Source organism: Chryseobacterium sp. HNCC26DJ238 (genome assembly GCF_057180465.1).
In genome coordinates, this window is record NZ_JBXUGI010000001.1 from 241,989 (window position 1) to 255,346 (window position 13,358).

The 13,358-nt window shown below is 34.1% G+C and carries 12 protein-coding genes; 5 read left to right on the forward strand and 7 right to left on the reverse strand.

The features are described from left to right. The first annotated feature begins 106 nt into the window (after window positions 1–106). Complete coding sequence (locus AC2A07_RS01090) at window positions 107–2,308, forward strand: S46 family peptidase (protein WP_484048824.1); 2,202 nt, start codon at window positions 107–109, stop codon at window positions 2,306–2,308. Between the two features lie 45 nt (window positions 2,309–2,353). Here AC2A07_RS01090 and AC2A07_RS01095 read toward each other — a convergent pair. From AC2A07_RS01095 to AC2A07_RS01110, 4 genes are all read right to left on the reverse strand, one after another. Beyond that, window positions 2,354–3,585, reverse strand: a protein-coding gene (locus AC2A07_RS01095; protein WP_484048825.1) for an IS3 family transposase whose coding sequence is annotated in 2 segments (ribosomal slippage) — window positions 2,354–3,231 and window positions 3,231–3,585 — 1,233 coding nt in all. Because the reading frame shifts where the segments join, the coding sequence is not laid out codon by codon here. Between the two features lie 146 nt (window positions 3,586–3,731). Further along, window positions 3,732–4,943: a right-handed parallel beta-helix repeat-containing protein gene (locus AC2A07_RS01100; protein WP_484048826.1), complete on the reverse strand. Its 1,212-nt coding sequence runs from the start codon at window positions 4,941–4,943 to the stop codon at window positions 3,732–3,734. Between the two features lie 248 nt (window positions 4,944–5,191). Then, window positions 5,192–6,727 (reverse strand): YifB family Mg chelatase-like AAA ATPase, encoded by a 1,536-nt coding sequence (locus tag AC2A07_RS01105; RefSeq protein WP_484048827.1) that lies wholly within the window; start codon window positions 6,725–6,727, stop codon window positions 5,192–5,194. Window positions 6,728–8,442: 1,715 nt separating this feature from the next. Next, window positions 8,443–8,955, reverse strand: coding sequence for a hypothetical protein (locus tag AC2A07_RS01110; RefSeq protein WP_484048828.1), 513 nt, complete (start codon window positions 8,953–8,955; stop codon window positions 8,443–8,445). 1,004 nt (window positions 8,956–9,959) lie between these two features. Between AC2A07_RS01110 and AC2A07_RS01115 the strand changes: the two genes are divergently transcribed. From AC2A07_RS01115 to AC2A07_RS01125, 3 genes are read left to right on the forward strand one after another with little or no spacing between them, the layout of a single operon-like run. Next, entirely contained in the window at window positions 9,960–10,307 is a 348-nt protein-coding gene (locus AC2A07_RS01115; protein ID WP_484048829.1) for a tRNA-binding protein, read from the forward strand. A gap of 26 nt (window positions 10,308–10,333) precedes the next feature. Further along, complete coding sequence (locus tag AC2A07_RS01120; protein WP_484048830.1) at window positions 10,334–11,035, forward strand: 3'-5' exonuclease; 702 nt, start codon at window positions 10,334–10,336, stop codon at window positions 11,033–11,035. A gap of 3 nt (window positions 11,036–11,038) precedes the next feature. Then, window positions 11,039–11,365, forward strand: coding sequence for an SUF system Fe-S cluster assembly protein (locus AC2A07_RS01125; protein WP_264748954.1), 327 nt, complete (start codon window positions 11,039–11,041; stop codon window positions 11,363–11,365). Window positions 11,366–11,726: 361 nt separating this feature from the next. Here the strand turns inward: AC2A07_RS01125 and AC2A07_RS01130 are convergent, their stop codons facing one another. Both AC2A07_RS01130 and AC2A07_RS01135 read right to left on the reverse strand, forming a co-directional pair. Continuing rightward, the gene (locus AC2A07_RS01130; protein WP_484048831.1) at window positions 11,727–12,023 is read right to left on the reverse strand and encodes a hypothetical protein; all 297 of its coding nucleotides are present in this window, start codon (window positions 12,021–12,023) and stop codon (window positions 11,727–11,729) included. 94 nt (window positions 12,024–12,117) lie between these two features. Continuing rightward, on the reverse strand, window positions 12,118–12,651 hold the full coding sequence (locus AC2A07_RS01135) for a hypothetical protein (protein ID WP_484048832.1): 534 nt from the start codon (window positions 12,649–12,651) through the stop codon (window positions 12,118–12,120). A gap of 19 nt (window positions 12,652–12,670) precedes the next feature. Between AC2A07_RS01135 and AC2A07_RS01140 the strand changes: the two genes are divergently transcribed. Beyond that, on the forward strand, window positions 12,671–12,805 hold the full coding sequence (locus AC2A07_RS01140; RefSeq protein ID WP_484048833.1) for a hypothetical protein: 135 nt from the start codon (window positions 12,671–12,673) through the stop codon (window positions 12,803–12,805). 76 nt (window positions 12,806–12,881) lie between these two features. On the opposite strand, the gene AC2A07_RS01145 is transcribed toward AC2A07_RS01140, so the two are convergent. Further along, a complete protein-coding gene (locus tag AC2A07_RS01145) occupies window positions 12,882–13,358 on the reverse strand; it encodes a hypothetical protein (RefSeq protein WP_484048834.1) in 477 nt (158 codons plus the stop codon).

The following is a 13,358-nucleotide window of genomic DNA, read 5'->3' on the forward strand; positions in this document are numbered from 1 at the left end:
AAATGACAAAATGTTTTTCATACCACTCAGCCACCCATTTCCATACCAATAACTCATGGATTATCGTAAAAATTAGTAAATTAGCCCCACAAAAATTATTTTAAAAATGAAAAGAATATTTTTACTATTCACTTTCTTGTTGGGTTTTGTCCAAATGAGGGCAGACGAAGGGATGTGGCTGTTGATGCTCATCAAAAGGCTTAACGGCGTAGATATGCAGAAAGAAGGTCTGCACTTGACTCCTGAAGAGATTTATTCTGTTAATAATTCAAGCCTTAAAGATGCGATTGTAAGCTTTGGCGGATTCTGTACAGGAGAAATCGTATCAGACAAAGGATTGATCTTTACCAACCACCACTGTGGTTACGGTGCGGTTGCAGCAGCTTCCACTCCGGAAAAAGACTACCTGAAGAATGGTTTCTGGGCAATGAAAGACAAGGATGAGTTCAATGCAAAAGATCTTTATGTTAGATTTCTGGTGAGAATGGATGACGCTTCCCAGAGAATCAATTCTAAACTGAACAACAACATGACTGCAGCAGAAAGAAAAGCTGTAATCGATGCTGAAACAAAAGCAATCCAGTCAGAAAATTCTGAAAACGGAAAATACACAGTTGTTGTAAGAGATTTCTTCAACGGGAATGAATTTTATTATTTCGTTTATCAGGATTATAAAGATATCAGGCTGGTAGGTGCACCTCCATCTGCTATCGGAAAATACGGTGGTGATACAGACAACTGGGAGTGGCCGAGACATACAGGAGACTTTACTGTTTTCAGAGTGTATGCTGATGCTGCAGGAAACCCTTCAGAATTCAAGCCAACAAATGTTCCTTTAAAACCTAAGCATTTTTTACCTGTCTCTATCAAAGGAATCAAGCCAGGTGACTTCTCAATGATCTTAGGTTACCCGGGAAGAACAAACCGCTACCTTACTTCATACGGGATCAATCAGATGGTTTCAAAAGACTATCCGGCATGGGTAGAAACTTCCAAACTGGCAATGGATGTCATGAAGAAGTATATGGATAAAGACAAAACCACTCAATTGGCCTATGCTTCTCAATATGCTTCTGTAGCCAACTACTGGAAAAACAGGCAGGGAACAATCGATGCTGTGATAAAAAACGGAACGATTGGTGATAAGCAAAATATCGAGCAAAAGTTCAGACAGTGGTCTGCTCAGTCAGGAAACGAAATGTATAACGGGGTTTTAGAGCAGCTTGAAACATATTACAAGCAGGTTTCAGACAGAAATGTTGAAAGAAATTACGCTTCCCTTCTTACAAGAAATGCAAAATATATTGCTTTGGCTTATCAGCTGGCTCCGGCTCTTGATGCTTACGCAAAGCAGGATATGGCAGGAAGACTGGCCATGAAACCAAAAGTTGAAGCAGCCATTAAAGAAGCATATGACAATATCAATACTGCTTTGGAAGGAGAAATGCTTAATTCTTTAGTTAACCTTTACCAGACGAAAGTTAAAGCTGATGTAGCTTCGCCTACGATTATGGCATTAGATGCAAACACATTATCCAATGTAGCATTCTCATCTATCTTTGCTAACAAAACATCCGTAACAAACTTTGTTCTGAACCCGGACCGTTTGAAACTGGACGCAGATCCGTTGTTGAAAATAGCAAGAGGAGTTGCAGAAGACCAGAAAGCATCAGGTGAAAGATTTGTAAAAATCGATGACAATTTTGCTAAAAACAACCGTCTTTTCTTAGCCGGCCTTATGAAAGCAATGCCTGAGAAAAAATTCTACCCGGATGCCAACTCAACCATGAGATTAACTTACGGACAGATTGATACGCTTCCTATCAGAACCGACAGAAACTATTTCGGGGTGACTGATAATTACTATACAACAATGGAAGGTTTAGTAGGTAAGTACAAAGCAGGTGACGAAGAATTTGATCTTCCACAAAGGGTAATTGCTCTTCAGAATGCTAAAGACTATGGTCAATATGCTGATAAAGCAGGTTACCTTCCGGTAAACTTCCTTTCCAATAATGACATTACGGGTGGAAACTCCGGTTCTCCTGTAATTGACGGTGACGGAAACTTGATCGGTATTGCATTCGACGGCAACAGCGAAGCACTAAGCGGTGACATCGTTTTCGAAGATCAGTGGCAGAAAACCATCAGCGTAGATATCCGTTTCGTTCTCTGGACGATTGACAAATATGCAGGTGCAAGAAGAATTGTAGATGAGCTAAAATTAGTGAGAGATGAAAATACTCCTGCTGATACAGGTGCATCTAAAATCAAAACTGCAGCTCCTGCAAAAAAGAAAAAGAAGTAATCTTTTCTCTATGACTGGTCCTAAAATAGGTTTACAAGTTATTCATTAAAATACTAATCCGGAAGATGCTGATTTTCCGGATTTTTTATGGATCATTTCCGGGGTTTTCATCTTCAGACTCAAGTGTGATCTTTTGTTGTTGTAAATATAAATACTTTCTTTAACCATTTGTTTTAAATCATGAATGTTTTTGCATTTATAAATTAAAAATTCCTGTTTCAATATCCCATTTATTCTTTCTGCTAAAGCATTTTGATAACAATCATAGCCATCTGTCATGGAGGGAGTTATTTTATTCTCACTAAGCACTTTTTGATAAGTTTCAGAGCAATATTGCAAGCCTCTGTCTGAATGATGGATAAGCGGAAGACCAGTGGTTCTGCTTCTGACAGCCATTTTTAGAGCCTTTACCACATTTTCAGCATTCATGTTTTCACTCACTTCATAACCCATTATTTTTCTGCTGTAAGCATCCGTGACCAATGATAAATAACAGACCTTGGTCTTGGTTTTCACATATGTGATGTCGCTTACAAATACCTGTTCTTTTCTTTTGAGATAGGTAGTTTTCAAAAGATTGGGATGTTTTCTGAGCCAATGCTTGGAGAAAGTTGTTCTTGTATATCTTTTCTTGGGATAAATAAGAAGATTTTCTCTTCGCAGATAATCGAACAGTGCATCTCTGCCTATTTTTATATTTTCCAGCCTAAACTTGTTTTTAAGCAAATAATAAAGCTTTCGTGTCCCTATTCTTGGCTGTTCCAGACGGATTTCCTCAATGAGCTGTTTTGCCTTCTGTAATTCTTTTTCCCGAATACAAATCCTTTGACGCTGTTGGTAAATGGCCTGTCTGCTTATCCCAAACAATCTGCAGATTTTAGATAAACTCAACCCTTCTTCTTGGAGGAGTCTGACTGTTTGGGGATACACTTTTTTCGGATCTGTGTGCCGTATTGCTTATCGGAGATATCGATCATCATATTGAGAATCTTGGTTTTCAGCCTCTCATCAGCCAGTTCTTTTTCTAATCTTTTGATCTTTTCGGCAGGGGTTTCTTTGGATTGTGTCATGGTATGGATAATAGGTTTGCTCCAATCTAAATTACCATATTTTCTGAGCCAGACCAAAACCGTACTTCTGCCCTGAATACCGTAATGTTTCTGCGCCTGTCGGTAAGTAAACTCCCCTTTTTCTATCCGACTGACAAGGCCTAATTTAAAGGACATCGTATAATCTCGCTGCGTGCGTTTTGCTTTCTCTCTTTCTTGCTTTTCCATAATAAGTCTATTTTCTGTAAACTTATTTTAGGACGGGACACTATAATAGTAAAAGCCGTGGAATAAATTCCACGGCTTTTTTTATTCAAAAGCAAGATCTTTCCTTTTAAATTATTTTTTTTTAAGATGGAACATTTTAAAATTAATTAAAGACAGACTAAAACATCTGAAGATGTTTCATAATAGTTACTGTCGTTGTAATATATATTTGCGGTATTTCCAGCAATCAAGACAGCAGGTTTATCTCCACCTGGAACGAAATCCTTACCATTTAAAAAGCCATTTCCAACAAAATTAAGATACTTTTTTTCATTTGTATTAGATATGATATAAATCGATGTATAAATAGAATTATTTAATCTATTAAAATTGTTCCCAATAAAATTAGCGGTTCCTCCAGACTGTAGAGTATAGTAAACATCTACACCATTTGATGTCCCCTCGAAATAATTATTTATTAGATTTAAGCCTACCTTTCCATTAGATCCATTAAAAACAGCTTCAAGAGCGTTTCCACCATTACCTTCAAATCCACAACCATCAAATTTAACATTATGCAAATTATATAATTCAACCCCTTTTACAGAATTTGAATTGAAATGACAGTTTATAAAAGATAATAGATTTGGATTGGTAAGAGCATCAGTTGAATTTACCATTGCACTGTAGAAACCAATATCCCCCCAAGCTGCTTTTACATTTTCAAAGAGTGATGAACAATTATCCATTACCTGAATACCTATATTGTATTTAAAGGTTTCAACATCTCTTATGGTTATATCCATAAGTTTATTTATATATATACCAACACCTCCTGATGAAGAGGGTAAATCTGGTCTTCTTATTGAGAATCCAGACAAAGTTAAGTAGTAAGGACTAAAATTATCAGATAAAAATTTCAACCCTCCTGTCTGACCAATAGACTTAATAATAGTTAAATTAAGGCCTGCTCCGGTAAGATGAAATCGCCGAGAAACATTTAAATTTCTCATATCACATTCTATTGTTTTTGAAATGACAATTTCACCAATGGGCAATATTAATTTCCACCCGTTTTTTCCACAAAAATCAAAAGCTCGCTGTAGCGCATCGGAGTCATCTGTAACTCCATCTGCAACAACTCCAAATGTAGTTGCTTTTAATTCTGATTTTGATAAAATTTGAGTATTCACATAGAAATCATTTCCTTTCTTCCTATATATTATACCATCGTATTGATTAGTTATTAACGTGCCATCAATCCATGTTGATGTTTTTAAAAAATTAACGTTCTCTTTAGTAAAACTATCTACTAATTGAACTAAGTCACCATTTGGATAAGAACTGTTTGCTGTAAAAAAATCTTCTGTATAGATCATTGTTTTATTTATTTAAAATTATTATTAAGAATATTACTTCAAGTTTCATATTTTTTAAAGTTGTTATTTTAACAATAGAATTCCCAATTTACATTTCAAAGCGCTCTCGCTTTTACTTATTGCAGCAAAGATCATTATGGATTACGACAAAACTTGACGTATTATAAAAAAATATTAGTATTGAAAATAATAAGAGGTAATTATTATCTACAGTGGATAAAAAAAAATAATAAAGAAACAATAAAACCTTAAACATTCCAGAATTCGCGATCCAGGCTCCTGTACTGGATCGCTTCAGAAATATGATGAGAGTGTATTTTTTCAGACTCTTCAAGATCAGCAATGGTTCTGGCAACCTTTAAAATCCTGTCATAAGCCCTCGCTGAAAGATTTAGTTTTTCCATTGCAACTTTGATGAGGTTGAAACAGCTGCTGTCCAGTTCACAAAACTTCTCCAGTTCGCGGGAACCAATCTGAGCATTATAGCTGATTGACAAATCTTTATATCGCTCATTCTGTATCTCACGGGCAGTCAGAACCCGCTTTCTGATGTCTTCACTTTTTTCACCTTTCCTCTTTTCCGCCAGCTGTTCGAACTCGACTTTCTGCACTTCCACATGAATATCAATCCGGTCTAAAAGTGGTCCCGACAGCTTATTCATATACCGCTGCATTTCAAAGGAAGACGAAGTATTATTAGGATCATCCGGAAAATAACCGCTCGGACTTGGATTCATTGATGCAACCAGCATAAAGCTTGATGGATAATTGATGGTAAACTTTGCTCGTGAAATAGTTACCTCCCGGTCCTCCAGAGGCTGCCGCATAACTTCGAGAACCGTTCTTTTAAATTCCGGCATTTCATCTAGGAACAGGACTCCGTTATGGGCAAGAGAGATTTCTCCGGGCTGAGGGTAACTTCCTCCGCCTACAAGTGCTACATCTGAGATTGTGTGGTGAGGCGACCTGAACGGACGAACGGTCATCAGAGAAGTTTCCGTTCCCATTTTTCCGGCTACAGAATGTATTTTAGTCGTTTCTAAAGCTTCCTTTAAAGTAAGTGGGGGCAAAATACTCGGTACCCTTTTCGCCAGCATGGTTTTTCCGCTTCCCGGTGGTCCGATGAGAATAATATTATGTCCGCCTGCTGCGGCAACCTCCATTGCCCGCTTTGCCGTTTCCTGACCTTTTACTTCTGAAAAATCAAACGGAAAACTGTTAATTTTCTCCTGAAATTCTTTCCGGGTATCCAAAACAACTTTTTCAAGCGGTATTCCTTCATTGAAGAAACCGATGACTTCACTGATATTTTCAACCCCATACACATCAATATTATTCACGATGGCAGCTTCCCTTGTGTTTTGTTTCGGTAAAATAATTCCTTTAAAACCTTCTTCACGGGCCTGTATAGCGATGGGCAAAACTCCTTTGATCGGCTGCAGGCTACCGTCAAGGGACAGTTCGCCCATTATGACATAATCCTGTACATTTTCAGCCTGAATCTGATCAGAAGCAATTAAAATTCCGATGGCAATACTCAGATCATACGCAGCTCCTTCTTTTCGCAAATCTGCAGGAGCCATATTAATTGTAATTTTCTTTCCGGGAATTTTATAGCCTACGTTTTTCAGTGCAGCAGAGATTCGGTAACTGCTTTCTTTGATGGCATTGTCAGGAAGACCTACGAGATGGTATCCTACTCCGCCAGTATCAATATTTACTTCTATTGTGATGGTCTGAGCAGACACTCCAAAGATGGAACTTCCATAAATTTTAATCAGCATTGTCTTGTGTTTGAAGTAAAATTAAAAAATTTCTGCTAAATATCAAAGACTATGCATTCCTAAATTTACGAGATTTGTTTTGAATCGATATTTATACCCCTTGATTTTCAGACATTCTTTCACCTTCTCTGAACTTCTTCTAAAAAACTATTTGAATATTGCGATTATGGAAAGATTACAATAGCTACATTAAATAAAAACAGCAACCCTAAAAATTAAGAAGACATTTAAGATTAACGTTGAAATTGATTCATAAAAATATAGATGCCTGATTTGTTTCAGGAAAGTTTGTTTAATACTACTAGATTTTGAGAAAGTTAAATAATAAAATAAGATTTCAAAATACACATCTTATAAAATATCAAAATATTTCCGTTTTAGTGTAAAAGAAGGTTTCATAGCGTCTCCAAAAATTAGCAAAAGATAAAAGAGTGAAATTTTATCTTTTATATAGAATCATCTTCTGTCACAAATTTATTTTTTGCACATCAACAACACCAACTATTTTCATATATACTTTTGAAGTCAATTAGTTTTAGAGTAATTCACCAAGGTACATCCTAAGAGAATTTACTTTTTGATGATATTCAATGTGAAATAACAAAATAGTGAAAATTTATCTTTAGTACATGCACGGGGTGCGTCACAACTTTATTTTAGATAATACAATATTATTACAATCCTTTATTCATAGGGTTTACAAAGAATTGTAAAATCATGTCCTTTCAGATGAAACAATGAATTTACAAATTTGAGCTTTGATTCTTCTTCTAGTTCTGGAGAAGTAATTAAGCAAAGCGGATTTTTTTAAAGACGATAGTACTTTTGGTAAAACCGGGAATATTTATAAAGAACAACAAATAAAAATACATAAATCATGTTTCAAAAAATTAAAATTTTCAAACCCATACATGTCGTGGTTGTGGGGATAATAGCAGCAGTAGTTATGTTTGCTATTTATAACAAAAAGAACGTATCATTAGAGATACCTGAATACTTTATTTTCAGAGCAAGTGACTAAGGTTGATCTAAGCCTTTTTCTTTGCTTCGATGAAGTTGCGTTCAATTACACTTTTGATGAGTTTTTATGGATGTCCAGCTGCCTATGGTGGACATCCTTAAAGACTTTATCTCAGATTTTAAACCATTTAAAATGAATGATCAAAAAGAAAAATAATTTGATAATATTCTCAAATTAGATATAGAGGATGGTTTTTATGATTAACCTTGAATTCATTCATGGTTTTCAGATATGATTGAGATAGTTCTCCTAACTACACTGGATCAAAGTCAGAACTTTACTTGACTGTTAATGAGATCAACCAGATTCATCGGCTGAAAGATTTTAATCTTGCGGAAAAATGTGGAATGTTGAATGTTTGAAGAATGTGCTGTCAGACTACCATGGCAACTATCTTAACTAGGCAGAAACACCTGAAGCAAAACTCTGGAAAGTCCAGAACTAAACTTTACATAAACCCCGGTAATATAATAAACTTTGTGAATTGTTCTCAGAATGCCAATTCGATTACATATTTTATTAACAACTGGACATACTGTTCCTGTGTAAAAGATACTGCAGCATTGAAAAAAAATATATTTAAGGCTAAGAAATATTTCTGATAATTCAAATACCATCAAAAACACAACCCCACCGCAAAGCGGTAGGATTGATATTTATAATTGCTCACTAAGGAAATCCTCTGAAAAACGGATTAACCTAAGCCTAGTGCATTTAAGTAATACCCTAAAGAAATTTCATTTACTGCAATCTCTTTTGCTAAACGGTACCTTTCATCATCAGACAATCTTTTAATATTTGCATTGCCAATTTTTAATAAATTGTTTAAAAAATCCTCTGAAGAATTACATAATACACAAATTATTTCAAAATAACCATCAATGCAATATATTTCATTAGATTCTTTATGGATGGATATAAGTTCTCCTGATCCATCTGATCCAAATACAATAAAATTTTTGTCAGATAATAAATCATCATAATTATAAAACCCTATCATACCAATATCAAAATTATCCATTATATAATTTTTAACCAGATCGATAATAGGATCTTCATCGAAAGTGCAAGGTGCGTCTCTTCTTTCCAAAATTAAACTCATTCTTAAACTTTCTTCTGCTACTTCATTATCAGGATTTTGCTGGACTCCTTCTTTGTAAAGATTTTCTGCTGCCTCTACAAATTTTTCAGTAATAATATTTTCCATAATAACCTATTCACAATTTTTGGACTTGCAAAACTGTAAGTTTTTCATTTTTTATTTCGCCATTATACGGAATACCTGCTCCGACTCCACGATAAACACCTTTTAATAAAACCAATTATCTTTTTTACAATTTTATGTATGCTCTCCCAAAAACTATTTTTATAATAGAAATCTACAAAATTGTCCTCGATCATAACATTGCATATTATTCTACGCATGTCATGCCGCCCAAGATTTGGATTATTCTGGATTGCATAAAGTTAGTTTTTTCGTTCTTGATTGCTTGTGAGCTGAACAAGTTTACCTTTAATTTCATTAAATGTACTCATTATATAAAATTAATTTATAATATAGAGAAAAAACAATGATATATAGAAAAGTATACTTTCACTATCTAGTGCTTTTGAAATTAAACCCTAATGAAATTCAGGCAAACTAAATTAATACCCATATAAAACTTTTTATACGATATAAATATTTTCAATAAGCTAAAAAATAATTTTATACGATAAATAATTAAAACTCTTTCAGGTCATCGAGTTTAGAAAAATTATAAACGATAGTAGTGACCAAATCATTTTATAATAATTGGTGTGATCAAGATGACGAAATCTGAAAGTATTACAGGTCATCAAAGAATTTTCCGTTCACTTTTATCAGGCTACAAAATAGATTTAATAATCCCAGATTATTCAATTACGACTCCCTAATTTCATATACCATACTTTCTTCTCCTTAAAAATTTAAAAATAATTGTCGTGAGAGAACTCTACTTTAAAATAATAAACAGATCTGATAGTCCGGTAATTCGTAACTCCGAAATCCTGTACCTGTTTTAAAAATATAAGTGATCGATTTTGAAAAGAAAAAAACCACAACTTCAAATTACATTCGAGTTTCTTAATATTTTAATACATTTGTTGCACACTGATGGTGTATTGCATATTATCAGAACGCACCATAGGGGATCAATATCGAAAACAGCACTTCATAATGAAATGACAATGAACGTAAAACCTGAAATATCCTGGACAGATTTTGAAAAATTAGACATCCGATGTGGAACCATTATTTCCGTTAATGATTTTGAAAAAGCAAGAAACCCTTCTTATCAGCTTGAAATCGATTTTGGAGATTTGGGAATCAGAAAATCAGCAGCCCAGATTACTACGCTTTATAACAAGGAAGAATTGATTGGAAAGCAGATTTTAGCCGTGGTGAATTTTCCTAAAAAACAGATTGCCAACTTTTTTAGCGAATGTCTGGTTTTGGGGGTCTATGGTGAAGATGCGAAAGATGTTACGCTTGTATCACCTTCTCTTCCTACAAAAAACGGACTGCAGGTTGGATAATTTAATGAAAAAATTCAAACACAAATATGATACAAAATATTCCTTTCGAAAAAGTTTTATTCCTTGATATTGAAACGGTTCCGCAGTACGAAAACTGGGAAGAAATTTCAGAAACAGAGCAAAAACTTTGGGATAAAAAGACAAGATATCAACGCAAAGATGAAATTTCTGCTGAAGATTTTTATGATAGAGCAGGAATTATGGCCGAGTTTGGAAAAATCATCTGCATCAGCATTGGAATGCTTGAAAAAAATGAAACTTTAAGAATAAAAAGTTTTGCCAATGATGATGAGAAAAAACTGTTGCAGGAATTTGGCGAACTGTTCAACAGCCCAAGGCTTCGTGATGTGATTCTTTGTGCCCACAATGGAAAAGAGTTTGACTTTCCATGGATTGCAAGACGTTTTCTAATTAACGGAATGCAGCCCCCGTCTCCTTTCCAGATGTTTGGAAAAAAACCATGGGAAATTCCACATCTTGACACGATGGAATTATGGAAATTCGGAGACTATAAAAGCTTTATTTCTCTGGAATTATTAGCTCATGTTTTCGGAATTCCAACGCCAAAAGATGACATCGACGGCTCAATGGTTTCATCAATCTACTACATAGAAAAAGACTTGCAGCGAATAGTTAACTATTGTGAAAAAGATGTCTTAACTTTGGCAAACATTTTCCGACGAATGCGTCAGGAAGATTTATTGCACAGAAATATCAATTTAGATTAACAGATGAACTTTACAGACGATCAGATTGCCGACATCGGTGAAGAAATTATAAGAGTACTGAAAACCGTTTATGACCCGGAAATTCCGGTGGATATTTACGAATTGGGATTGATTTATGACGTTCAGATTTCGGAAGAAGCCGATGTGAAAATCATTATGACCCTAACAAGTCCTAACTGTCCCGTTGCGGAAAGTCTTCCGCAAGAGGTAAAGGACAAAGTAAAAGAAGTGGAAAACGTTAAAGAAGTGGAGTTGGAACTTACTTTCGAACCGACCTGGAACAAAGATATGATGAGTGAAGAGGCGAAGTTTGAACTGGGAATGCTTTAAGATTTAAAATTTATAAGTAAATCCGGCTGTCTAAAGACAGTCGGATTTATTTTGGTATTCTAAGATCAAATGAAGTATCCAGAAATCTCAATACTATTAATCCGTATAAAATTTTCTTTTGATTTCTTCAAGTTGGTTAATCAAATTTTTTATTAATTATAAATATTTTAAATTGAAAGCAAATTATGTGATTTAGCATCAAAATAATATTCTCTTTCTCGGTAAAGTCTTCTTCATTATTCTCCAATAATCAAAAATTATGATTAATACCGGTTTAAATTTTCATTGTGATATATCTTATTTCAAAATCAGAAGATTGTAAATAAAGTTCCCGCCTAGTGGCGGGAACTTTATTTGTATACTATTTTATTTTATTTGTAAGGATTAGCAAATATTTTCGAAGATTTTCATCAACAAAATATCTTTTACCATCTATTTCAATAACTCCAATACCTGAACAAAAATCTATTTTTTTTGAACCATTATAGACTGAACCGTACACTCTTGCATCTATATCCAAACTTCCTTTTATTGTTTTTAATTTAGTAAAAAGTTTAACCAATTGATTATTTTTTTCTTCAGATAAAATAAGTTGTTTCTTATTTGGATGAAGTTTTAAATCATCACAATCTATAGACCTGATGGGGCTAATTGCCAAATTAATATAATCTATTTTACCTTGTTACTTCTGACAACTGAAGAATACCGAAAACATAATAATGAGAAAGATTGTTTTATGTAAATTTTTCATATTATTTCTTCTTTTTTACTGTAATTATTACTTCTTTTATTTCGGTTGCCGGTTCTTTTGTAGTATTGACACCCGCAGTATCATACATTTCACCTCTGTGATCTGTTCTGGTAATTTCTTTTCCTTTAATTAACCCCAGTTTTCTAGCTGTTGACTGCTCACTTCCTTGGATTACTCTCATTTCTTCAGCATTGTCATAGCTATCCCCTGTAGGTTTAAGAACATTAAGTATATGTTTGTCTGGATCTTTAAAATAATTTTCTGCATGGTCGAATTCATGATCCAAAACGGCAGTTGGAGTTAATTCCTTCCCATTTGTAGTCCTTAATCCTCTTGTTGGCTTCCATTGAATTCTATCTACATTATCGAAGTTAGCTTCGTCCTTACTATTATACCCTTTATCTGTTACATACACTTTCTCTTTTCTTGCATCTAATGCTTTAAGATTTCCTCCTGCACCAGATTTTATTAGAGCATTAGCTGCTCTATAAAACGCAATCAAATATTTATTTCTACCCGTATAAGCTCTTGACAAAATCGCTAAACTTTTCTCAATGACTATTGACCAAATTGTAAATTATGAGGGCGATGTCACAACCGAAGTAACGATTGAAAACAAAGATTTGAACGAACGATTAAAACTTATTGACCAGCTGGAAAAGATAAAACGCCATCTACCGCATTATTAATGGGATGCTCACTAAATCTAAATTTAAAGACTTCTTTAATAAAAATGTGGCAGCGTTATAAAAACAAAAAACCAACTCAATGAGTTGGTTTTTTGTTTAAACTTTCTTCGTATTTCTTAACGATGTAATCATAACCATTTGATTTTTGGAAAATACTATCTAAATATTTTTCATCTCCTACAAAATAGCTAGAATGTTTTAGCATTTTTTTATTGGGCAATTCTAAAGTCCCACTGCTTCCTCCGTCAAGATATATTTTATTCTCTTTATCCAAATATTTCGTGATAAAAATCTTTTCATTATTATCCGTATATTGCTCCAAATCTATAATCTTATCTGGTCTATATTTGCTGTAAATAATTCCATCTTTCGGAACATAGAATGTGATTTTACCCCATTCTTTTTTAAATTCCCCTCTGTTATAATCTTGGTCATAAAAAATCCAGATTTCTCCTCTGTAGGATTTTGGAATAATTAAAACCTGCTTACTAAACTTATTAGAACTGCAAGAACTTAAGAGTAATAGAACTCCAATGATTAATATCTTTTTCAT

Bases quoted from the DNA above. Each gene is read 5' to 3' on its own strand.
- AC2A07_RS01120 (WP_484048830.1), top strand. From the start codon at position 10,334: ATGATACAAAATATTCCTTTCGAAAAAGTTTTATTCCTTGATATTGAA.
- AC2A07_RS01105 (WP_484048827.1), bottom strand. From the start codon at position 6,727: ATGCTGATTAAAATTTATGGAAGTTCCATCTTTGGAGTGTCTGCTCAG.
- AC2A07_RS01145 (WP_484048834.1), bottom strand. From the start codon at position 13,358: ATGAAAAAGATATTAATCATTGGAGTTCTATTACTCTTAAGTTCTTGC.
- AC2A07_RS01090 (WP_484048824.1), top strand. From the start codon at position 107: ATGAAAAGAATATTTTTACTATTCACTTTCTTGTTGGGTTTTGTCCAA.
- AC2A07_RS01140 (WP_484048833.1), top strand. From the start codon at position 12,671: ATGACTATTGACCAAATTGTAAATTATGAGGGCGATGTCACAACCGAA.
- AC2A07_RS01125 (WP_264748954.1), top strand. From the start codon at position 11,039: ATGAACTTTACAGACGATCAGATTGCCGACATCGGTGAAGAAATTATA.
- AC2A07_RS01115 (WP_484048829.1), top strand. From the start codon at position 9,960: ATGAACGTAAAACCTGAAATATCCTGGACAGATTTTGAAAAATTAGAC.
- AC2A07_RS01110 (WP_484048828.1), bottom strand. From the start codon at position 8,955: ATGGAAAATATTATTACTGAAAAATTTGTAGAGGCAGCAGAAAATCTT.
- AC2A07_RS01100 (WP_484048826.1), bottom strand. From the start codon at position 4,943: ATGATCTATACAGAAGATTTTTTTACAGCAAACAGTTCTTATCCAAAT.